This is a genomic window from Bacillus cereus group sp. BfR-BA-01381, assembly GCF_022663555.1.
In the GTDB taxonomy this organism is placed as follows: domain Bacteria; phylum Bacillota; class Bacilli; order Bacillales; family Bacillaceae_G; genus Bacillus_A; species Bacillus_A pacificus.
The window spans coordinates 1-21658 of the sequence record NZ_JAKUFR010000082.1; the positions used below are offsets into that span (position 1 = coordinate 1).

Below are 21658 nucleotides of genomic sequence, written 5' to 3' on the forward strand. Positions count from 1 at the left end.
CTCTTCTCATGCGGAAGGTAATCATACATCAACAGCTCATTTTGCAGGTAGCCATATTATGGGGCGCTTCGGCACAGCAGATGAATCTTATTCTTGGTTTATTGCAAACGGCACAAATGAAACCGATCATAATATCGGTGCAAAGTGGCTTGCTCATAATGGAGAAATGTACATTGAGGGCGCTTCTTACAATGCAAGCGGAACTGATTTTGCGCAAATGTTTGAAACAGTAGACAATACTTTTATTGATGTAGGTTATTTCGTTACATTTAGTAGCGAAGAAAAAATTCGAATCGCTACTTCAAACGATTCATTCATCTTAGGAATATCTAGCGCCACCCCCGCTCTTATAGGAAATAGCGGCGCTTTAAGTTGGCAAAAACGCTATAAAACAGATAGCTTTGGAAAACGTCAATATGTACGTACGGAATCGCAAGACATACAACCTCTTTTAAATACAGAATGGGATCCAGCTTGCAAATATATAGCAAGAAAAGACCGTAACGAGTGGCTTCCTGTCGGATTAATTGGACAAATGTTAGTACGTGATGACGGTACTTGCGAAACGCATGGATATTGTCGTCCAAATAACGATGGCATTGCTACAAAATCTGAAAGTGGCTTTTTCGTTATAAAGCGCACGGGCGACAATCAAATTTTAATATTATTCCGCTAAGAAAAAAGGGAACAAAATTCTTCGTTACATAAGAATTTTGTTCCCTTTTTAAGTATGTCTTAATACCGCTTGCATATCGCTTGGAATCGGTGTAGTGAAAGACATTTCTTTCTCTAAAATAGGATGATAAAACGTCAAGGATGTACTGTGAAGCGCTTGTCGCTTCATTTCATCTCTTTTTCCACCATATAAATTATCGCCAAGTAGCGGATGTCCTATGTGCGCCATATGTACACGAATTTGATGCGTTCTCCCTGTATCGAGCTCAAGTGATACATGCGTCTTATGATTGGCGCTATCGATCACTCTAAAATGAGTAACGGCTCTTTGCCCCTCCTCACAAACGGTTCGCTCAATAATGCTATCCGATTTTCGTCCAATCGGTGCGTCAATCGTCCCTTCTCTTTCTACCATCTCACCGTGAACGATCGCTTCATACGTTCTTTTCACAGCTTTTTGTTGATGCTGTTTCGATAAAAGATGATGTACGAAACGATTTTTTGCAATAAGCATAAGCCCTGAAGTATCACGATCTAACCTCGTTACGATGTGCACCGTACTTGCAAGATGTTGCTTATCATAATGAGATAAAAGCGCATTTGCAACACTTCCAGCCGGGTGTTCTCTAGACGGAATCGTTGACATGTTCGCCTCTTTGTTTATGACAAGAACTGCATCATCTTCATATACAATACATAAAGGGATATCTTCTGCAATCATCCCTTCACTTCTTTCCTCCACGGGAAAAAAGACACGTAATTCTTCACCAGCTTGCAACTGATGACGAACGCTCGCATGTTGACCATTTACTTCTATAGATCCGCCATGAAACTTTATATCCGTTAATGCGGCTTTAGAAATCCCCTTTGTTTTTAGAAATTCTCTAACTAAAGTTCCCCCTTGGGCCGATTCTATATCCCATTTCAATGTAAATCTGTTCAAATATATAAACCCTTTCTATTTATCTGCAACAAACGAGTCACGAACTCGTTTCCAGAACGGAAATGGACGGAAACGAACAAATCGTACTTTCTCGTTTGCCACGCGATACTGAATTGATTTCACATCTTGATGAACCATCGTTAAATGGTCCACCGTAATTTGTAAGTTCATTCCTGCAGTCGGCTTCAGCACGCATGTATGATGTTTCGGCAATACGAGCGGCGAACCTACCGTACGAAACACACGGTTATTAATAGATGCCATTTCTGCAATTTGGATCGCTTCAATAGAAGGGTGAATAATTGCTCCGCCAAGCGCCTTATTATACGCAGTACTTCCCGAAGGAGTAGAAATACAAAGACCATCCCCGCGGAACGTTTCAAAGTACTCTCCGCGTATTTCCACTTCTGTTACTAATGTACCTTCTGCACTTTTCACAGTCGCTTCATTCATCGCTAAATACTGTGACTCTTTGCTCCCATTCACATAGCGAATAATCACTTCTAAAAGCGGATATTCCACCACTTGGAATGGTGTTTTAGCAATTGCAATTACTAATTTCTCTACTTCTGTCGGTAACCAATCTGCATAGAAACCTAAATGCCCTGTATGTACACCAACAAATGCTGTTTCATCCAATCGATTATAATAACGATGAAACGCATATAAAAGCGTTCCATCTCCCCCAACAGAAATTACAATATCGGGTTCCTGTTCATCCATTATAAATCCAAAATCTAGCAAGTATTCTTTCATCGTGCTTGCCAGTGCATCTGATGATTGATCTCCCTTTGACATAATTGTAAATTTCATCGCCCAACACCCTTTAGTTTATGATTCGGAATCTTTCGTTTCTTGCTTTCTTGAAAAAGCTTTCTGCGCTTCTTGAATTTCAAGACGGATAGAAGACATTTCTTCATCTAATAAAAATGCTGCTTCCGCTGCACGTTGCAAGCGTATTTTAATATCTTCAGGAAAACGTCCACTATATTTATAATTTAAAGAATGCTCAATTGTTGCCCAAAAGTTCATTGCTAGCGTACGTATTTGGATTTCTACCAATACTTTTTGTTCACCTTGAATCGTTTGAACTGGGTAACTAATGACAACGTGATAAGAACGATAACCGCTATCTTTCTTCTGCGTGACGTAATCACGTTCTTCCACGATTTCAAAGTCATTTCGCTTTCGAAGATATTCTACAACAGGCTTAATCTCATCAACAAATTGACACATCATTCGAAGGCCCGCGATGTCTTGCATATCTTCTCTTAGCCTGTCTAACGGTACATTTCTCTTCTCCGCTTTATCAATAATACTTGCAACCGACTTTACCCTTCCTGTTACAAACTCAATTGGAGAATGCTCTGTTAACATTGCAAATTGAGTACGCATTCCTTTTAGTTTCACTTTCAGCTCTGCCACCGCTTGGTGGTAAGGTGCTAAAAATTCTTCCCAATTTCGATTCATTTCAACCACCACCAAAATCAATCCATTTGCTTATAGAAATACTTTTTCTACAGCAGTTACTAGTTCTTCTCCGTAATTTGCATTACCTTCAATATTTTCAACTAAATATTCTACTTCTTCTTTTAAACCTTCTAATTCCATTTCAATGTCATTCACGCGAACGAACATAACCACGTCGTTATTCATCGCTTCATGCATTGCTTCCCAGCATGTGTGTGGAATGCTTACATAAATGAAAGATGATTCGTTTTCTAAGATATATAAAAATGATAAATTATCTGAGTCTACAAGTACGTGATTACGCGCACTTAACTCCTTTACCTCTATTTCACTATTTTCCGCACAAAAAATAAGAGCATTCTCTCTCTTTTCTACGCTCTTAACTTGGATTTTATTTTGCATGCTCTAACTCCTCCATCTCAACTTCCTGTCTTACTTAACAGTATTATTGTATCATAACATGGACGCAAACAAATAAAACATTGAACCAAATTTGTGAAAAAGCGATAATGTGTAAAGAATTATTTTTCAAAAGGAGCGCGCATACAATGACACAAGAAATTGAAATTGAATTTAAAAATATTGTTACAGAAGAAGAATTCAATACATTATGTAAATCATTCTCTATTGAAGGATTTACGAAACAGGTGAATCACTACTTTGAAACACCGAGCTTCTCATTAAAAGAAGCTGGCTCTGCACTTCGTATTCGTCATAAAGGAGAAACTTATACATTAACATTGAAACAACCTGCAGAAGTCGGCTTGTTAGAAACGCATCAAGTTATAACAGCAGATGAAGCAAGATTGATGATGAAAACAAATACAATTATTCAAGGCGCTGTAGTAGATCAACTACACACATTACAAATTCCTGTTTCTGCTTTAACTTATATGGGTAGTTTAACAACTGAAAGAGCCGAAACACTATTTGAAGGCGGAACGCTTGTCTTTGATCATAGTTTCTATTACAATCACGATGATTATGAAATTGAATTTGAAGTGCAAGATGAAGAAGCAGGCAAAGCTTCATTTATTCATTTGTTAAAGCAACACGACATACCAATCCGTCATACAAATAATAAAGTAAAACGCTTTTTCCTTGCCAAACAAAACAAAGCACGCTAAAGTGAAAATTCCACTAGTGAATACGTTCTACTAGTGGATACATCTCACTTTTTGAAAAAGAAAAGATTCTTTTACATCTGTAGAATAAGCAAAGAACGTTATGAAGGCTGTTTATTTGCCCTCCCTAACATTCCATTGCTACAATAGATATACATTTCATGGAAAAAGGAGTTTAAAAGGATGAGCAAGCAACCGATGACACCATTTGAAGCAATTGGCGGTGAACAATGCATTGCAATATTAGTAGACACATTTTATTCCTATGTCAGTAAACACCCTGACCTATCTCCCATCTTCCCGGATGATTTAACAGAAACAGCTAGGAAGCAGAAACAATTTTTAACACAATATTTAGGTGGTCCTAATTTATACACTGAAGAACATGGTCATCCTATGTTAAGAGCACGCCATCTCCCGTTTGAGATTACTCCAAAACGAGCAGAGGCTTGGCTATCGTGCATGGAGCAAGCAATGGATGACACAGGAGTGCACGGTCATATAAGAGAGTTCGTTTTTGAACGTTTAGCATTAACTGCTCAGCATATGGTTAATACTCCAAACGAAACAGGTGAAATATAATGGATAAACAGGAAGCAAAGCATATCAATATGCCATCTCCTTCCGCATGTGAGCATAAGTCTGTAGAAGCATATTTATTTATTGATCCACTTTGTAAAGATTGCTGGGAAATTGAGCCCTTTATTATTAAACTATGGCTTGAGTACGGGAAATACTTCTCTATTCGTCATATCGTAACAGGAAAAGTGGACGGAACGAACGCTTCCTCACACAAATGGAATAAACCTGCTAATATTCGATTTGTGTGGGAAAAGACAACAAGTTTACAAGGTTTTTCATGTGATGGAAAGGTACATATGCAAGAAGCATCGTCAACACCATATTTAGTTTCGATGGCAATTAAAGCAGCGGAGTTGCAGGGCCGAAAAGCAGGTTCGAAGTTTTTGCGAAAACTCCAAGAATACATTTTCCTTGAAAATGTATCAAATCCTGACTGCGAATTATTACTTGCATGCGCAAAAGATAGCAATATTGATGTAGAAGAATTTAAAAAAGACCTATATTCCGCTAGCGCAAAAAAAGCTTTCCAATGTGACTTAAAATTCACAAATGAGATGCATATTACAGAAATACCTTCTCTCGTATTTTTTCATGCAAATTCAGATGAAGAAGGTATTAAAATCGCTGGAACGTATTCCTACGATGTCTACGTACAATTATTGAAAGAACTTGTAAAATGTGAAATCGAGCCAGAACCATTACCACCTTTAGAAGTATTACTAGAAGCGACGCAATTTATCTCTTCAAAAGAAGTAGCATTTATATATGACTGCTCGAAGCAAGAAATTGAACGTGAACTAAAAAAATTACAACTGAAACGAAAAGTACAAATGATTGACGTAAAATGTGAGCGTTATTGGAAATGGATAGCAAAAGAAAAAGACCTGGTGTAAACACCAGGTCTTTTTCTTTACGGCTTATAAAAATATTAAAGGGGATGGGAGAAATTTTCACGTTCAAACAAAGGGGTATATGTTTGTATGTGAATTCGTTCACGCTTATTATATTACAAGATTCGACGTCAGATGACAACCCCTTTTGTCGAATTTCACACTTTTGTCACATTCTAAACGTTTTCATTTTTGAATAAGCTATAAAAAAGCTATTTTGGAGGTGTTTTGTATGAAAAAAACGTATATTTTACTTATCATTCTAGCCGTCATCGTTTCTTTTTTCTTGTACATCCTCTCTCTACTACAAGCTTTTCCTAAAATGATTGCCTTCCCTCTTTTATTTGGAGTCATTGTCATCGCTCTCTCTTATTTCAACCATAAAAAACGATTTAAAGGGTTTTAATGAACTGTAAAACTGCCTTCTAATTTAGAAAAAAGAAGACAATTCACTTTATTTTCTCGACAAATATCGACAAAACGACATCAAGAAAAAGACGAGGCAAATTCCTCGTCTTTTCTATTACTTCTCTTCAAATAATAATGCTTCTAATTCATTTAATTTCTCTTCAAATACTTGCAATGCTTCTTTTACTGGTTCTGGAGATGCCATATCTACTCCAGCTTTTTTCAGCACTTCAATTGGATAATCTGAGCTTCCTGCTTTTAAGAACTCATTAATGTAACGTTCTACTGCTGGTTGCCCTTCTTCTAAAATTTGTTTAGATAGAGCCGTTGCTGCACTAAATCCTGTTGCGTATTGGTATACGTAATAGTTGTAGTAGAAGTGCGGAATACGAGACCACTCTAAACCAATTTCTTCATCAATTACTAAAGCATCACCGAAATATTTCTTATTTAAATCATAGTAGATCTCCGTTAACATGTCTGGCGTTACCGCATGTCCCTCTTGTACTTTCTTATGAATAATATGCTCAAACTCTGCGAACATCGTTTGACGGAATACAGTACCACGGAATCCTTCTAAATAATGATTTAATAAGTATAGACGCTCTTTCTTATCTTCTGTCGTTTTTAATAAATAATCGTTTAGAAGCGCTTCATTACAAGTTGATGCTACTTCCGCAACGAAGATTGAATAATCACCGTATACGTGCGGCTGCGTTTTTCTTGTGTAGTAACTATGGACAGAATGGCCAAATTCATGAGCAAGTGTAAATAAATTATTTACATTATCATGCCAGTTCATTAAAATATAAGGATTTGTTCCATATGCACCAGATGAATATGCTCCGCTTCGTTTTCCTTTATTCTCATACACATCTACCCAGCGATTTTCATATGCTTCTTTCAAAATATCAACATACTCATCACCAAGTACATGTAAAGACTTTAATAACATGTCTTGCGCTTCTTCATACTTCACATTCATTTTCACTTCTGGTACAAGTGGTGTATATAAATCATACATATGAAGCTCATCAAGCCCTAGTGCACGCTTACGAATATCAACGTAACGATGTAGCAAGTGTAAATTATCATTTACAGATTCAACGAGTTGATCGTACACCGCTTCAGGAATATTATTATTACTTAATGCTGCTTGACGTGCAGAGTCATATTTACGAACGCGTGCATTAAAATTATTACGCTTTACAGCTCCGCTTAACGTACTTGCAAATGTGTTCTTATATTTTCCGTACGTTTCATATACAGCTTTGAACGCATCTTCGCGCACACGACGATCATCACTTTCTAAAAACTGAATGTAACGGCCATGTGTAATTTCTACTTCTTCTCCATCCTCACCTTTAATAGATGGGAATTTCAAATCCGCATTATTCAACATACCAAATGTATTACTTGACGCACTCATTACTTCAGATGCTTCTGCTAATAAAGCCTCTTCCGCTTCAGACAATACGTGAGGGCGTTGACGCGTAATTTCTTCTAACGCATGTTCATATACACTTAAGTCTCTATTTTCTTTCAAGAATGTTTGCAGTGTATCTTCTGAAATCGATAAAATTTCAGGCACAATATATGCTGTGCTACTAGATACTTGTGAATATAAGTTTGTTGCGCGATCATTTAACGCTTGATACACAGAGTTTGTTGTATCTTGATCGTAACGCATATGTGCATATGTATATAGCTTACCTAATCGCATTGAAATTTCATCTTCATATTGCAATGCTTCAAGTAAATTGTTCGCAGAGTCACCAAGTTTCCCTTTAAATTCAGTTAACTTCGGTAATAGCTCTTTAATAGCTTGGAATTCTTGTTCCCATTCTGCATCTGTTTGGAAAATATCTTCTAATCGCCACGTACTTGATTCTTCAATCTCGTTACGATCCGGTAATGTTTTTGCTGTGTTTTGTTCAGACATGCTTTAAGCCCTCCTTTAAATATCTCTACTTACATACAATTCGATTTTTCTTATGTAATTCCTTCACGATCAGTCTTTATTATATCCGCTTTTCCTTCTCTCATGTTGTACTTTGCCTCAAATAAAGATAAGGCATACGCTAAACTACTTTCATCATATTTCATAACTTCCTCCTCTGTTTTTACCATAACTATCCCCCGTATTTTCTGGTACTTATAAGTCCCTACTTTACGTAATACACCTGTATAGCATAAAAATGTCATATACTCAGTAACTGCTACTTTCCATATATGCTGTGAAAAGTACGGGAGCATACGCCTTTTCGTATACTTTTTTATATAACTCCACACGTATGGAAGGGAAATATAATCCCCTACCGCAAGCTCGCCTATACACTTCATATATAAAAAAGCTTGCCATATAAATGGATTTGTTTGAAAAGCAAATGAGGACGGAAGCGGCACACCAATTTCAGAAGGGAAATTTGCTGGGGTACATTTACATTGATATAAGAGGCGTAATAGTGACTTATGATTATAATTCCAAATAGGCAAAGCATTTTTTCGAAAATAGTCCTTTCGCTTCTTCCATTCTCGTTCTAATATCTCCTTTTGAAAAGAAACAGAAGAAAAGAGCATTTCAAAAGTAGTCGTTTCAGCTGGTAAATATATAATATGTGAGAAAGAGACGCTTGTAGAAAACGAAGTGAGAAACGCGCATTTCATAAATGATTTTTGTTTCGAGCAGAAGAAAATAAGAAGTGGTTGAGGGTAAGATTGTAAGGAGAAAGCCATAAGGGAGGAGAATTTCATCCAATAGGCAGAGTGCTTTTTCAATTGATTTCCACCAATAATCCAAATGACCTGTATACCAGCTCGCCAATACGAATAGGTTCGTTTGTACAGCTGTTCTATAGAGAGATTCGCGCACTGGTATTCAATCGCAACTTTTCTCCCTGCTCTCTCTATGAAAATATCCGGTCGCTGCTGAATCTCTGGTAAATAATGTTCTATATCTACATGAAAGTTTTGACGTTTGAACCATCTATATAACAATTCTTTACCGTGCATATGGTATATCGATTCTGCTTCATAAAAAGCCAAACATGAATCCACTTTCTTATGAGCAAAATGCCACTTTTTTTGTTTCCCTAATCTCATTAGTACTTCCTTCCCGCAAGCTGTGCAAAAGAAACTCTCCCTTTTACGCATACGGTGTAAAAGCTCTTCATCATGATGATAGAGTAGATGAATTTTTTCTCCGTTTTCTCTTTTAGCAATAAACATCGGAATCACATCCTTTCAGCTCCTTATATTCTACAATTTATTACAAATTCCTTTTAAAAAAGAGATGTCCCAATTTCGGACATCTCTTTTTATAATAAAGGCGATAATAACCGGTACGTTGATTCAACAATTCGTCTATGCAGGCGCCTTTTATGAAAACGATCGACATGAATTTCACTTGATTCTTCTAAATCATCTTTAAAATCTTGAACAAGTTTTCGAATGCTATCTGTATCATATAAAAAGGCATTTACTTCAAAGTTCAAATGAAAACTTCTCATATCCATATTAGCTGTCCCAATTGAAGCTAAATCAGAATCGACAATGACAACTTTACTATGGAGAAAACCTTTCTCGTATTCATATATCTTTACCCCTGCATCTAAAAGCTCTGGGAAGTACGATCTCGATGCGTAAAAGACAGTGCGCTTATCAGGCTTACTCGGCATTAACAAACGAACATCGATACCTGCAAGTGCCGCTACTTTTAATGCGGACAAAATATCATCATCCGGGATGAAATACGGCGTTGCAATCCAAATGGATTTCCGCGCAGAAGCAATCATGGCAAAATATAAATGTTTAATTGTTTCCCATTTATTATCCGGTCCACCTGCAACGAGCTGCACGCCTCCCCAATGCTCCCCCTCAACTGCTTTCGCTTGTAAATATTCAGGGGCTAGCACAGCCTCACCAGTCATATAAAACCAATCTTGAAGGAAAATAAGCTGCAAACTTTGCACAGCTTCACCACGCAAATATAAATGTGTGTCTCGCCAAAAGCCGAAGTACTTATCCTTCCCTAAATATTCATCACCAATATTTAATCCACCTACAAATCCTTCATTTCCATCAATAATAACGATTTTTCGGTGGTTTCGATAATTAATCTTATCGTTTAAAATCGGAAAGCGCACAGGGAAGAACGGAATCATTTCAACACCTGCGTCGTTTAATTCTTCAATATATGATTTTGATAATTTAAAACTTCCAACCGCATCATATAAAAAACGAACGACTACGCCTTCTTTTGATTTTTGTATTAAAATATCTTTAATTTCTGTTCCAAGCTTATCATCACGCACAATGTAATATTCCATATGAATGTGATGTTTCGCTCGTTTTAATCCATCTAAAATAGCCTGAAACGTTTCATCTCCATTTGTTAATGTTCTCGTTTCAGTTTGAAATGAAATATTTAAAGCGCCTAAGCGATCCGCTAAACGAAATAACAGCTCTTGATGCTTATGATTGCGCAAAATCCGTTCTTCGTAATCTTCATGCCCCTTATATTGTAAAAACGCTTGTTCATCGAGCAACGCCTTCTTTTGGAACATTCTCTTCCTCCGAAAGTTCTGTCCGAATAATAAATAAGCGAAGAATCCAAATACCGGAAAAATCCCTAACACAATGAGCCATGTAAGTGTTTTTGATGGATGACGGTTCTCTAAGAAAATAACGCAGCCAATTAAAAATGCAGATACCGTAAATAAAATACTAATAATACCTAAAATCGAAACATCTTTTATCCCAATTACATCCGAATAAAATGCTACATCAATAAACATACGTAATGACACAAATAATGCAAACAATAGTAACACAAAGAAAATCAACTTTAACGTATTTTTCATCTCTTACCTCCTTACTAAGAAAGCTTTCCTATTCTTCATATAAAAAGCCGATTTCATACTACAGAAATCGGCCTACGTTTTAGCAGGAAAATTATTGCGAATTGTTTCAAGCGCATGCTCTTTCACAATTTGTTTCCCATACTCACTTACACGATGAATTGTTAAAGTTGATTCTTCCCCGTATTCTAAAACAATGCTTAAAATGCGATCAATTTCTTCTTCATCATGTAGCACTTCATCGAATTCCACATATACATAATAGCGGTCCTCAAATGAATACAGCTCATCTTTTATATCTTCAAAGATAAGACGATGGCTTAATGAAATGACATCTTCAAAATCATTAAACTTAATTAAAAAGCCAAACGTACCATCTTCGTTAAAGTTTGTACCTGCTTGTTCCTCTACCTCTTCCACTAATTCTTGCTGGAATAATGATTCAATACCTTCATCTAGAGGAATGTCTATAATTTTATCTACACCTATTGGTAGTTCTAGCTTTTGTCCATCCTTTGAAAGTTCTGCTTTCGTTACAAGTACTTCAATACCTTTATCGACTGCTTGCACTTGAATCCATAACGGCCCATCAATAAAGAAATCGTCATGATCACGAGCTTCGTCCATCATTTCCCAAAAGAGCTCTTCGCTTCTTTCGCGGTCATACCAAATTTCCTCACGATTAAAGCCTCTGTCCTCTATATCAATGTACGTAATAAAAAATTTCATTGTATGATCATTAATTCTTTCAATATCCAAAATACAACTCTCCCTTCCTGCTTAGAATTGTTATGAAGGGATTCCCCACTCATATGACAAATCAATAGATTCTTGTACTCTCATTTTATGATAAGATTCTCCAGAATGGAAATAAAATCGATTTATTTTACAAAAATAGTTATATACCTATCTTCATTCGATGTTATACACAAATATATCATTATGGCGATTTCTCACTTATAAAAAATTTGGACATACATTTCCATCTTCCCCCGTACACTGTAATAAAGTGAAACTTTTATTAGAGAAGATACTTTAGTCTCTTTTCACCACATACATATAGTTCGCTTATTAAAACATCATAAATGGAGGCAGACGAATGGACTTAGAGTTTTTAACATCTGTACTAATGATTGTCGGTATCGATGTTGTATTAGGTGGTGACAACGCAATTGTCATTGCACTAGCTAGCCGAAATTTACCTGAATCGAAACGAAATAAAGCTATTTTGATCGGTACTCTTTTAGCAATCGTACTAAGAATTATCCTTACTATACTAGCTGTCTATTTGCTCGACATTCCATTTCTGCAGCTTATCGGGGGCATTTTACTTACATTAATTGCAGTAAATTTACTAACTGATAATAGCAACGATCTTTCTTCTATTCAAGGAAAAACAACTTTATTTCAAGCTGTGCGTACAATTGTATTCGCGGACCTTGTTATGGGATTTGACAACGTTATCGCCATTGCAGGGGCAGCTCACGGAAGATTTTTACTCGTAATAATCGGTTTACTCATTTCTATCCCGATTATTATTTGGGGCAGCAAACTCATTTTAATACTTATGGAACGCTTTCCATTCCTCATTTATTGCGGGGCAGCAATTCTCGCTTATACAGCAGGAAAAATGGTCACACATGAAGACAGACTGGCAACCTTTTTTCATAACAACCCAAGTTTCACTGCAGGCATTCCTTACTTATTTATTTTCACCATCTTATGCATCGGCTTTATCGTTCAACGAGTTCGATTACGAAATGTGAAACATTAAAAAAAACCTTCTACTATATAATAGGTAGAAGGTTTTCATATTATTATAATTAATTTACAAGACGCTGTGCTTCACGTAATTGGAACGTTCTTACTGTACGTGGTAAGAAACGGCGGATTTCGTCTTCATTGTAACCTACTTGAAGGCGTTTCTCGTCAATCATAATTGGACGACGTAAAATCCCTGGATAGTCACGAATCATCTTATATAAATCTTGAAGTGGTAAAGACTCTAAGTTTACATTTAATTCTTGGAAAACTTTCGAACGAGTAGAAATAATCTCATCCGTTCCGCTTTCTGTCATACGTAAAATCTCTTTAATTTCCTCAATCGTTAACGGGTCTGAGAAAATATTACGTTCTGTATAAGGAATATGATTTTCCTCTAGCCATAATTTCGCCTTTCTACAAGACGTACAGCTTGGAGAACTATATAATGTTACCATACAAAGCTCACTCTCCTTAAAGAGTACAAATTCTGTACTAATTACAGTTTAAATTTCTTAATTCAGCAATTTTTCGCGATACCTTGTCTTAAAACAAAGTGCAAAAATTGCTTTTCATGTAAGCAACAACTTTTAGTAAACAACAATTACTTTTAATAAGTAACTTCTATAATCATTATACAATAGATTTTGCAAGAAATATACAGTAAATTTCCTTCTAATTGAGAAAACTCTTCCGTTTATTTCACTGCTATGTAACATAATTACACTTACTTCATCTGTTCTTTAACAATAATCTTCAACCCTCTTAACGCTTGCTTTTCATAGATTTTTCATATGATTTATAGTTATTTCCTCATAATCTTTTCTATGAAAAAGAGAACGTTTTCTTACCTTTTTTTGATAAATCAATTAAGAAATGTAAGACTATATAAGTGAGAATCAAAAGAACGTTTGTTCTTATTTTAACAAACATTCTCGTTCATGTCTATACGATTTCTAAAATATATTAAATATTTTTCTGACATTTCTTTCTTTTTCATCTTTTATCTCATACAATAAAAATACAGACAGGCAAAGGGGGAATTTGCAAATGATTGCTTTTTTTATTGATTTTGTCACTGTTGCTGCCCTCATCATCGGAATAACAGCATTGATTGGTGTCATTACAAATAGCATTGGTGAAAAACTCTTTGGCGGAAAAGAAAAGATGAAGTTTGTTAATAAAAGTTTGGATGTGCAATCCGGCTGGAACGAGGTCGGCGGGAAAGGGATTTATAAGAAACGTACGTATTAAAAAAAGCAGGCGGTTAGCCTGCTTTTTTCTTATTTCTCCACTGACGCCCATTTAAAGCTTAAATCGCCGCCATATTTATGGTTGTACATATTTTTAATTGATTCTCTTTGTAAGTATGCTCTACCACGTTGATATACCGGTACAATCGCAGCGTCATCAAGTAACATTTTCTCTGCTTCTAGTAAGCTTTTCCAACGAGCATTTACATCGCTTCCATCTTTTTTCGCTTTCATGATGATCTCATCATATTTCGGATTAGAATATTTCATTTTATTTTGTGATCCATCAGTTACAAACATATCAAGATATGTAATTGGATCTGGGAAGTCTGCACTCCATCCAGAGAATGACATGACGAAATCGCCCGCATCTTCTAGTTTTAGTTTTTGTGCAAATGGTTGCTGTTTAATTTTCACTGTTAAACCTGGTAAATTCTTTTCTAATTCACCTTTTAAATATTCACCAGTTTTCTTCGATAATTCAACGTCTTCATTTAATAGCTCTAATTCGATTTCATTTTTACCAAGCTCTTTTTTACCAGCTTCCCAATATTTCTTTGCTTCTTTCACGTTTGGTTTTACAATATCTCCATTTACAGCACGGAAGTCCTTTTTATCCGGTCCTTTAATGAAGTTATCAGGAATTAATCCTGTCGCTGGCTTAGAACCGTTATTTAATAATGTATCAACGAACGGCTTACGTTCAAAAGCAAGTGAAATTGCTTTACGAATGTTTTTATTTGCTAACGCTGGATCTTTTTGATTTAAACGAAGGAAGAATACAGATGTATCTTCTACTGTTTGGAAATCTGGTTTTCCTTTATATTTATCGATGAACTCTGCTAATAACGTCGCTCGATCGATTGCATTTGTTTCATATAAATTAATTGGCGTAGACGTATCTTTTACAATATTAAAGTTTACTTCCTCAATTTTCACTTCTTTATTGTCCCAATATGACGTGCTCTTTGTCATTTTAAAACTGCGTTCATGTTGCCAATCGCTTAATGTAAATGGTCCGTTATAAAGCGTTGTATTCGCTTCCAAACCAAACTTCGTACCTTGCTCTTTCACAAACTTTTCATTCACAGGATAGAAGATTGGATATACCATTAAATCTACAAGGTATGGAATTGAATTATCTAATTCCACTTCTAATGTATAATCATCAATTGCCTTTACCCCTAATTGATCCGGACTCATCTCTTTTTTATTAATTTTCTCTGCATTTTTTATATCATACATAATGTACGCTGATTTCGCAGCTGTATCTGGGTTAATCGCTCTTTGCCATGCGTATACGAAATCTTTCGCTGTCACAGGCTCACCATTTGACCATTTTGCGTCTTCACGTAATTTAAATGTATATTTTTTACCGTCTTCTGACTTTTTGAATTCCTTCGCTACACCAGGAACTAGCTTATCATCTTTTCCTAAACTGTATAAGCCTTCCATCGTATTAGTCATTACTCTTGAAGAAACTGCATCAGCTGATAACGCTGGATCCATCGTTGGAATCTCTTGTGTTTCAATTAAGTTAATAACTTGCTTCGCACCGCTTTTCCCGCTATCCCCTTTTGCGTTCGCTTGCGGTTCATCTTTTTGGTAGCTACATGCCCCTAACATCATGCTCATCGCTACTGTTGATACTACAAAAACTGGCATCTTTTTTTTCATATTTCCACCCTCCACAAAAATGTTAGCCCTTTCATTTTCAAACAAATAGAAATATATATATGTTCCAATAATTCATATTATACACACAAATATATTTTTTGTATATTTATATTTCTATTTCATTAAAATTTTCTGTTAAAAAAATAAACCTTTGTAAACGTTTCATATTGCTGTTTTCCCTTACTGAAGTGTCAGAAATAATTATTTTTATATTTTTCTAAATTATTAGATAAAAACAAATTTTATATTCTATAATACTTTCTGCATAATTATCCTTCTGTTTTTATCATAAAATAGCGCTCCCTTCATAATAAAGATATGTAGGTTAAAATGAGTGCAAAGGTTAAGAAAGTATGTTACGATACACTTTGCTAAAAATAGATATCGGTAAAGAGGGGACGGACATGACAGCAATTCAGGCAAAAAACGGGCCTACCGAGAAATTAAGTTTATTCTTATTAACATGGCCTATTTTTCTAGAAGTTTTTCTATTTATGTTAATGGGGATCGCTGATACTTTCATGTTAAGTGCATTATCAGACGATGCTGTATCTGGGGTTGGTGCAGCGAATCAATATCTCCATATCGCTATTTTGGTACTAGAAGTCATCGGGAACGGCGCAGCTATCGTCGTATCTCAATACCTCGGTTCCAAACGTTTTATGGAAGCATCTAAAATATCAGCTTTAGCCGTCACATTAAATTTAGTGGTCGGACTCGTTATAAGTGCTGGTTTTCTTTTATTTTCAAAACATATGATGATGGCGATGAACTTACAAGGCGATGTACTTATGTATGCACAGAGCTATTTATCCATCGTCGGAGGAGCTATTTTCCTTCAAGCTATTATTAATTCATTAGCCGCAATTATCCGCGTACATGGCTTCACAAAGCAAGCGATGTTTATTTCACTTGGAATGAATATTATTCATATCGCTGGAAACTACGTACTCATTTTCGGGAAATTTGGTTTTCCAGAGCTTGGTGTACAAGGGGCTGCTATTTCTTCTGCTGTCAGCCGACTTATAGCGCTTATCGTTTTCTTCTGGTTACTGTACCGTGTTATGGAGTACCGTGTGAAATTACAATACTACTTCACCTTATCAAAAGAATATATCGGGAAAATTTTAAAGATCGGGATTCCATCTGCATTTGAGCAGGTTATGTATCAAGCTTGCCAAATTGTCTTCTTATACTATGCAACATATTTAGGAACGGAATCGTTAGCGGCTAGACAATACGCTACGAACATTTCCATGTTCACTTATTTATTCGCTATTGCAATCGGTATGGGAACTGCAATTATTATTGGGCGCCTCGTTGGCGGTGGTGAAAAAGATGAAGCGTATGAACGTGTATGGAAAAGTGTAAAGTGGGCGATTGGTGTCACTTTATGTATGGTTGCTCTCGTTATTACATTCCGCACACAATTAATGGGACTATTTACAGATAATCCGCACATTATTGCGTTAGGTGCAAGCGTTCTTTTACTAAGTGTACTACTTGAAACAGGGCGTACGATGAACATCGTCATCATCAATTCACTTCGCGCAGCTGGTGACGCAAAGTACCCAGTTTTAATCGGCGCATTCTCTATGGTGTTAATGAGTTTACCACTCGGTTACTTTTTTGCCTTCCATTTAGATATGGGGCTCGTTGGTATTTGGCTAGCAATTGCTATTGATGAATGGACACGTGCGATTATTATGTTCTTCCGCTGGAAAAGTAGAGCGTGGGAACGTTATGCACTTGTTAAACCTGAAGAACAAGAGGAGATTGTTTCTGTTCAGGCGCAATAATACTCGTTTAATTAAAGCGTAGTCTTTAGTAAAGACAACTTATATCTGTGATTCTTTAAATATATCGACTTACCGAGAAATATTGACAACTCTTTTATATAGTAAAAAATCCATTCTTCCGTGATAGAAGAATGGATTTTTTATTATTGATAAATCTCTTTATATTTCTTATACTCCGCTTCAGAACATAATACGAAATGTCCTGGGCGAATTTCACGCATTGTCGGTTCTTCACTACCATAATTGTGCTGAGATGGATCGTATACGATACGTTTACGATTGCGCTCATAATCTGGATCTGGAAGTGGAATTGCTGATAATAGTGATTTTGTATATGGATGAATTGGATTTGCATATAACTCATCACTTGTTGTTAATTCAACGATTTGACCACGATACATTACGCCAATGCGGTCACTAATGTATTTTACCATTGATAAATCATGGGCAATGAATAAGTATGTTAAACCTTTTTCTTTTTGTAACTTTTTCAGTAAGTTTACAACTTGTGCCTGAATTGATACGTCAAGTGCTGAGATTGGCTCATCGGCAATAATAAATTCAGGTTCTACAGCAAGTGCACGAGCGATACCGATACGTTGACGTTGTCCACCTGAGAATTCATGCGGGAAACGGTTTGCGTGCTCTTTATTTAAACCAACTGTGTTTAATAATTCATGAACACGGTCCATACGATCTTTTTTGTTTTTCGCTAATCCGTGAATATCAATACCTTCTGCAATAATATCCCCTACTGTCATACGCGGGTTTAATGATGCATATGGATCTTGGAAAATCATTTGCATTTTACGGTTGAATTTCTTCAGTTCTGCGCGTGATTTTTTACCATGTACATTCTCACCATCAAACAATACTTCACCAGCAGTTGCATCATATAAACGAATAATCGTTCTTCCAGTTGTTGATTTACCACAACCTGATTCTCCTACAAGACCAAATGTTTCTCCGCGGTAAATATCAAATGAAATATCATTAACCGCTTTAACAACACCACCACTCACGTCGAAGTGCTGCTTTACATTTTTTACTTCAATTAATTTCTCACGTTGTTTAGTCATGTTGTTCACCTGCTTTCATTTGAAGAATGCGTTTTTCAACGACTGCCGGCGGTTTTACTTCTGGAGCTTGCTCATGAAGTAACCAAGTTGCCGCATAGTGTGTTTCACTTACTTTAAATAAAGGTGGGTCCATTTCAAAATCAATTTTTAATGCCTGTGGATTACGTGGTGCAAAAGCATCTCCCTTTGGCGGCTTCAATAAATCTGGAGGCGTTCCAGGGATTGCATATAACTCTTCTTCTGAACCATCTAAACTTGGCATAGATGCGATTAAGCCCCAAGTATATGGATGTTTTGGGTTGTAGAAAATTTCATCTACAGTTCCGATTTCAACAACTTTACCAGCGTACATAACTGCTACGCGGTCCGCAACATTTGCCACTACACCTAAGTCATGCGTAATGAAAATGATTGCTGCTTCTGTTTTTTGCTGAATGTCCTTCATAAGCTCTAAAATTTGCGCCTGAATTGTAACGTCTAGCGCTGTTGTCGGCTCATCCGCAATCAATAATTTCGGGTTACAAGCTAACGCCATCGCAATAACTACACGCTGCCTCATACCACCAGAGAATTGGTGCGGATATTGTTTTAAACGAGCTTCTGGATTTGGAATACCTACAAGGTCGATTAATTCCAACGCAACTTTACGTGCGTCTGCTTTACTCATCCCTTGGTGTTTAATAAGGCCTTCCATAATTTGATTTCCAATTGTCATCGTTGGGTTTAATGATGTCATTGGATCTTGGAAAATCATCGCGATATCTTTACCACGTACTTGCTGCATTTCTTTTTCTGTTAATTTCGTTAAGTCACGACCTTCAAATACGATTTCACCATTTTTAATGCGTCCAGGAGGATTCGGAATTAATCCCATTAACGCTTTAGAAGTAACTGATTTCCCAGAACCAGATTCTCCTACAATCGCTAATGTTTCCCCTTTTTTCAAATCAAAAGTAACGCCGCGTACAGCTTGTACTTCACCTGCATGTGTATCAAAGGAGACTTGTAAATCTTTTACCTCTAACAATGTTTTCATCTTTGCCTCTCCCCTCTTTTACTTACGCATTTTTGGATCTAACGCATCGCGTAATCCGTCTGCCATTAAGTTAAACGCTAAAATTAATATACTGATGACAACCGCAGGAATGAACATCATATGCGGATACGTTTGAATTGATTTATAACCGTCATTTACAAGAGAACCAAGTGATGCGAATGGTGGCTGAATACCTAAACCGATAAAGCTTAAGAACGCCTCACCAAACACCGCTGTTGGAATTGTAAACATTGTCATTACGATAATTGGTCCCATTACGTTCGGGATTAAGTGTTTTACAATTAACTGTGTATTTGTTGCACCTAATGTACGAGATGCTAATACGTATTCTTGATTTTTTAATTTTAGGATTTGTCCACGAACGATACGCGACATCCCTATCCAACCTGTAATCGCCATTGCAAGTGTAATTGACCATATACCAGATCCCATAATGATTACCATTAAAATAACGATGATTAAGTATGGAATACCGTTAATAATCTCCATAATACGTTGCATAATATTATCTACTCTACCGCCATAGAACGCTGAAATACCTCCATATGCAACCCCAATTATTAAGTCAATTGCTGCTGCTAAAAGAGCGATATATAATGATACGCGTGTACCTTCCCATGTTCTTGTCCATAAATCGCGTCCAAGATCATCTGTACCAAACCAGAAATACTCTTTAATATCACGTTTTTCATATTGGTCAACACCATATTGATCTGTACCGTCAAATGGTAACCAATGAACATTTTCAATAACAGGAATTTTCGGTGGTAATTTCGCACGTCCTAAATCTTGCTCTTTATACGAGTGCTTACTTACCATCGGTCCGAAGATTGCTAGTAAGATAATAAGCGTTAATAAAACTAAACCGAACATTGCTCCTTTATGTTGGAACAAACGTCTTCTTACATCTTGCCAAAACGTTAAGCTTGGACGGGCAATGACTTCATTATCCACATTATTTTGATTAGCTTGTTGAAATAAGTCTGGAGATAATTTTTGTACATCTTTCATCATTTTTTCCCTCCCGCTAAACGAATACGAGGATCAATAATTCCGTATAAAATATCAACAATGAAAATAACTAAGATGAAGATCGCACTATAGAAAATTGTAGTTCCCATAATAACTGTATAGTCATTCACTGTAATAGATTTAACGAACTGTTCCCCTAGTCCTGGTACAGCATAAATTTGCTCAATAACTAATGTACCTGTAATTAACCCTGCAACCATTGGTCCTAAAATTGTTACAACTGGAATTAACGCGTTACGAAGGGCGTGTTTGATAATGATAACGCCTTGGCTAATTCCTTTCGCTTTCGCTGTTAAAATGTAGTCAGCTTGCATAACTTCAATTAACTCTGCACGAGCGAAACGTGCGATTGTTGCGATAACTGCCATCGATAAAGCGATTGTAGGCATTACTGTAAACTCTGGTCCTTTCCAGAATGCTACTGGGAACCATCCAAGTTTTACCCCTACGAAATATTGTAGTAATGCGGCAAATACGAACGATGGTACCGACATCCCGAGTACGGAAATAATTGTCGCTCCATAATCGACCCACGTATTGTTACGAAGTGCCGCAACGATTCCTAAAATTAAACCGATAAATGTTCCTAATATAATCGCTTGTAAACCAAGTTGTGCTGATGGTCCAATGCGATCCACAATCATATCTGTTACTGGACGGTTATCATATTGGAATGATACCCCTAAATCACCTTTTGCTAAGTTACCTAAGTAACGTGCATATTGAACTGGTACTGGATCATTTAAACCATATTTTTCAAGAATGATTTCTTTTTGTGCCGGTGATAACTTCTCCTGATTTTTAAGCGGAGAACCCGGAAGTAATTTCATTAAAAAGAAAGTCAGTGTAGTAATTAAAAATAATGTCAAAGCCATGTACACGAAACGTTTTAATACATAACGTCCCATAGTCAAGCACCTCCCCGTTTTTCTCAAAAGCAATAAGATAGTTTTAAATATTCTTACTTTTATTTTTTTAAAATAAGAGTACATGCCCATCATAGGCATATACCCTTATTCATGATGGAAACCATTTTTAGTTTTTGAGTT

22 protein-coding genes are annotated in these 21658 nt (G+C 36.4%); 8 read left to right on the forward strand and 14 right to left on the reverse strand.

Annotated elements, in window-relative coordinates; genetic code table 11:
- A partial coding sequence (locus MR079_RS22310; RefSeq protein WP_277933145.1) for a peptidase G2 autoproteolytic cleavage domain-containing protein occupies window positions 1–676 on the forward strand: 676 nt, incomplete at its 5' end.
- Between the two features lie 48 nt (window positions 677–724).
- Here the strand turns inward: MR079_RS22310 and MR079_RS22315 are convergent.
- The 4 genes from MR079_RS22315 to MR079_RS22330 are packed head-to-tail and all read right to left on the reverse strand — an operon-like array spanning window position 725 to window position 3490.
- Entirely contained in the window at window positions 725–1618 is an 894-nt protein-coding gene (locus MR079_RS22315; protein WP_242294644.1) for an RluA family pseudouridine synthase, read from the reverse strand.
- Window positions 1619–1633: 15 nt separating this feature from the next.
- Complete coding sequence (locus MR079_RS22320; protein ID WP_000673185.1) at window positions 1634–2431, reverse strand: NAD kinase; 798 nt, start codon at window positions 2429–2431, stop codon at window positions 1634–1636.
- An 18-nt stretch (window positions 2432–2449) separates the two neighbouring features.
- Window positions 2450–3088 carry a GTP diphosphokinase gene (yjbM, locus tag MR079_RS22325; protein WP_001081482.1) on the reverse strand — a complete coding sequence of 213 codons (639 nt, stop codon included), beginning with the start codon at window positions 3086–3088 and terminating at the stop codon, window positions 2450–2452.
- A gap of 30 nt (window positions 3089–3118) precedes the next feature.
- The gene (locus MR079_RS22330; RefSeq protein ID WP_001180003.1) at window positions 3119–3490 is read right to left on the reverse strand and encodes a UPF0738 family protein; all 372 of its coding nucleotides are present in this window, start codon (window positions 3488–3490) and stop codon (window positions 3119–3121) included.
- A gap of 146 nt (window positions 3491–3636) precedes the next feature.
- On the opposite strand from MR079_RS22330, the gene MR079_RS22335 reads away from it, so the two are divergent.
- From MR079_RS22335 to MR079_RS22350, 4 genes are all read left to right on the forward strand, one after another.
- On the forward strand, window positions 3637–4215 hold the full coding sequence (locus MR079_RS22335) for a CYTH domain-containing protein (RefSeq protein ID WP_242294646.1): 579 nt from the start codon (window positions 3637–3639) through the stop codon (window positions 4213–4215).
- Between the two features lie 180 nt (window positions 4216–4395).
- Window positions 4396–4794: a globin domain-containing protein gene (locus tag MR079_RS22340; protein WP_000043381.1), complete on the forward strand. Its 399-nt coding sequence runs from the start codon at window positions 4396–4398 to the stop codon at window positions 4792–4794.
- Window positions 4794–5687 carry a ClpXP adapter SpxH family protein gene (locus MR079_RS22345; protein ID WP_000360652.1) on the forward strand — a complete coding sequence of 298 codons (894 nt, stop codon included), beginning with the start codon at window positions 4794–4796 and terminating at the stop codon, window positions 5685–5687. The genes MR079_RS22340 and MR079_RS22345 overlap by 1 nt, the downstream gene beginning before the upstream one ends.
- A 229-nt stretch (window positions 5688–5916) precedes the next feature.
- Window positions 5917–6090: a hypothetical protein gene (locus MR079_RS22350; protein ID WP_000754593.1), complete on the forward strand. Its 174-nt coding sequence runs from the start codon at window positions 5917–5919 to the stop codon at window positions 6088–6090.
- Window positions 6091–6207: 117 nt separating this feature from the next.
- Here the strand turns inward: MR079_RS22350 and pepF are convergent, their stop codons facing one another.
- The 4 genes from pepF to mecA form a co-directional block, all read right to left on the reverse strand.
- Entirely contained in the window at window positions 6208–8034 is a 1827-nt protein-coding gene (gene pepF, locus MR079_RS22355) for an oligoendopeptidase F (protein ID WP_242294648.1), read from the reverse strand.
- A gap of 50 nt (window positions 8035–8084) precedes the next feature.
- Entirely contained in the window at window positions 8085–9329 is a 1245-nt protein-coding gene (locus MR079_RS22360) for a competence protein CoiA (RefSeq protein ID WP_242294649.1), read from the reverse strand.
- Between the two features lie 80 nt (window positions 9330–9409).
- Window positions 9410–10954 carry a cardiolipin synthase gene (locus MR079_RS22365; protein ID WP_000799204.1) on the reverse strand — a complete coding sequence of 515 codons (1545 nt, stop codon included), beginning with the start codon at window positions 10952–10954 and terminating at the stop codon, window positions 9410–9412.
- A gap of 72 nt (window positions 10955–11026) precedes the next feature.
- The gene (gene mecA, locus MR079_RS22370) at window positions 11027–11710 is read right to left on the reverse strand and encodes an adaptor protein MecA (protein ID WP_000350710.1); all 684 of its coding nucleotides are present in this window, start codon (window positions 11708–11710) and stop codon (window positions 11027–11029) included.
- Window positions 11711–12050: 340 nt separating this feature from the next.
- Between mecA and MR079_RS22375 the strand changes: the two genes are divergently transcribed.
- A complete protein-coding gene (locus tag MR079_RS22375) occupies window positions 12051–12725 on the forward strand; it encodes a TerC family protein (RefSeq protein WP_048553954.1) in 675 nt (224 codons plus the stop codon).
- 49 nt (window positions 12726–12774) lie between these two features.
- On the opposite strand, the gene spx is transcribed toward MR079_RS22375, so the two are convergent.
- Entirely contained in the window at window positions 12775–13170 is a 396-nt protein-coding gene (gene spx, locus MR079_RS22380) for a transcriptional regulator Spx (RefSeq protein ID WP_000258267.1), read from the reverse strand.
- A gap of 592 nt (window positions 13171–13762) precedes the next feature.
- Between spx and MR079_RS22385 the strand changes: the two genes are divergently transcribed.
- Entirely contained in the window at window positions 13763–13966 is a 204-nt protein-coding gene (locus tag MR079_RS22385) for a hypothetical protein (protein WP_000559976.1), read from the forward strand.
- Window positions 13967–13995: 29 nt separating this feature from the next.
- Here MR079_RS22385 and MR079_RS22390 read toward each other — a convergent pair whose 3' ends face one another.
- Complete coding sequence (locus MR079_RS22390; protein ID WP_242294650.1) at window positions 13996–15642, reverse strand: peptide ABC transporter substrate-binding protein; 1647 nt, start codon at window positions 15640–15642, stop codon at window positions 13996–13998.
- 353 nt (window positions 15643–15995) lie between these two features.
- On the opposite strand from MR079_RS22390, the gene MR079_RS22395 reads away from it, so the two are divergent.
- Window positions 15996–17441, forward strand: coding sequence for an MATE family efflux transporter (locus tag MR079_RS22395; RefSeq protein ID WP_002035938.1), 1446 nt, complete (start codon window positions 15996–15998; stop codon window positions 17439–17441).
- Window positions 17442–17584: 143 nt separating this feature from the next.
- Here the strand turns inward: MR079_RS22395 and MR079_RS22400 are convergent, their stop codons facing one another.
- Genes MR079_RS22400 through opp3b form a run of 4 tightly spaced genes read right to left on the reverse strand, consistent with a single transcriptional unit; the run spans window position 17585 to window position 21517 of the window.
- Complete coding sequence (locus MR079_RS22400) at window positions 17585–18520, reverse strand: ABC transporter ATP-binding protein (RefSeq protein WP_000166342.1); 936 nt, start codon at window positions 18518–18520, stop codon at window positions 17585–17587.
- Window positions 18513–19556, reverse strand: a complete 1044-nt coding sequence (locus MR079_RS22405; RefSeq protein WP_139868684.1) for an ABC transporter ATP-binding protein — start codon at window positions 19554–19556, stop codon at window positions 18513–18515. The genes MR079_RS22400 and MR079_RS22405 overlap by 8 nt, the downstream gene beginning before the upstream one ends.
- Window positions 19557–19574: 18 nt before the next feature.
- Window positions 19575–20591 (reverse strand): oligopeptide ABC transporter permease, encoded by a 1017-nt coding sequence (gene opp3C, locus MR079_RS22410; protein WP_000974100.1) that lies wholly within the window; start codon window positions 20589–20591, stop codon window positions 19575–19577.
- Window positions 20588–21517, reverse strand: coding sequence for an oligopeptide ABC transporter permease (gene opp3b / locus MR079_RS22415; protein WP_000534165.1), 930 nt, complete (start codon window positions 21515–21517; stop codon window positions 20588–20590). Before opp3b ends, opp3C begins: the two co-directional genes overlap by 4 nt.
- Window positions 21518–21658: the final 141 nt, after the last annotated feature.

Coding starts and splice junctions, on each gene's coding strand:
- MR079_RS22320 (WP_000673185.1), bottom strand. CDS start 2,431: ATGAAATTTACAATTATGTCAAAGGGAGATCAATCATCAGATGCACTG.
- yjbM (WP_001081482.1), bottom strand. CDS start 3,088: ATGAATCGAAATTGGGAAGAATTTTTAGCACCTTACCACCAAGCGGTG.
- MR079_RS22330 (WP_001180003.1), bottom strand. CDS start 3,490: ATGCAAAATAAAATCCAAGTTAAGAGCGTAGAAAAGAGAGAGAATGCT.
- MR079_RS22335 (WP_242294646.1), top strand. CDS start 3,637: ATGACACAAGAAATTGAAATTGAATTTAAAAATATTGTTACAGAAGAA.
- MR079_RS22340 (WP_000043381.1), top strand. CDS start 4,396: ATGAGCAAGCAACCGATGACACCATTTGAAGCAATTGGCGGTGAACAA.
- MR079_RS22345 (WP_000360652.1), top strand. CDS start 4,794: ATGGATAAACAGGAAGCAAAGCATATCAATATGCCATCTCCTTCCGCA.
- MR079_RS22350 (WP_000754593.1), top strand. CDS start 5,917: ATGAAAAAAACGTATATTTTACTTATCATTCTAGCCGTCATCGTTTCT.
- pepF (WP_242294648.1), bottom strand. CDS start 8,034: ATGTCTGAACAAAACACAGCAAAAACATTACCGGATCGTAACGAGATT.
- MR079_RS22365 (WP_000799204.1), bottom strand. CDS start 10,954: ATGAAAAATACGTTAAAGTTGATTTTCTTTGTGTTACTATTGTTTGCA.
- MR079_RS22375 (WP_048553954.1), top strand. CDS start 12,051: ATGGACTTAGAGTTTTTAACATCTGTACTAATGATTGTCGGTATCGAT.
- spx (WP_000258267.1), bottom strand. CDS start 13,170: ATGGTAACATTATATAGTTCTCCAAGCTGTACGTCTTGTAGAAAGGCG.
- MR079_RS22385 (WP_000559976.1), top strand. CDS start 13,763: ATGATTGCTTTTTTTATTGATTTTGTCACTGTTGCTGCCCTCATCATC.
- MR079_RS22390 (WP_242294650.1), bottom strand. CDS start 15,642: ATGAAAAAAAAGATGCCAGTTTTTGTAGTATCAACAGTAGCGATGAGC.
- MR079_RS22395 (WP_002035938.1), top strand. CDS start 15,996: ATGTTACGATACACTTTGCTAAAAATAGATATCGGTAAAGAGGGGACG.
- MR079_RS22400 (WP_000166342.1), bottom strand. CDS start 18,520: ATGACTAAACAACGTGAGAAATTAATTGAAGTAAAAAATGTAAAGCAG.
- MR079_RS22405 (WP_139868684.1), bottom strand. CDS start 19,556: ATGAAAACATTGTTAGAGGTAAAAGATTTACAAGTCTCCTTTGATACA.
- opp3C (WP_000974100.1), bottom strand. CDS start 20,591: ATGATGAAAGATGTACAAAAATTATCTCCAGACTTATTTCAACAAGCT.
- opp3b (WP_000534165.1), bottom strand. CDS start 21,517: ATGGGACGTTATGTATTAAAACGTTTCGTGTACATGGCTTTGACATTA.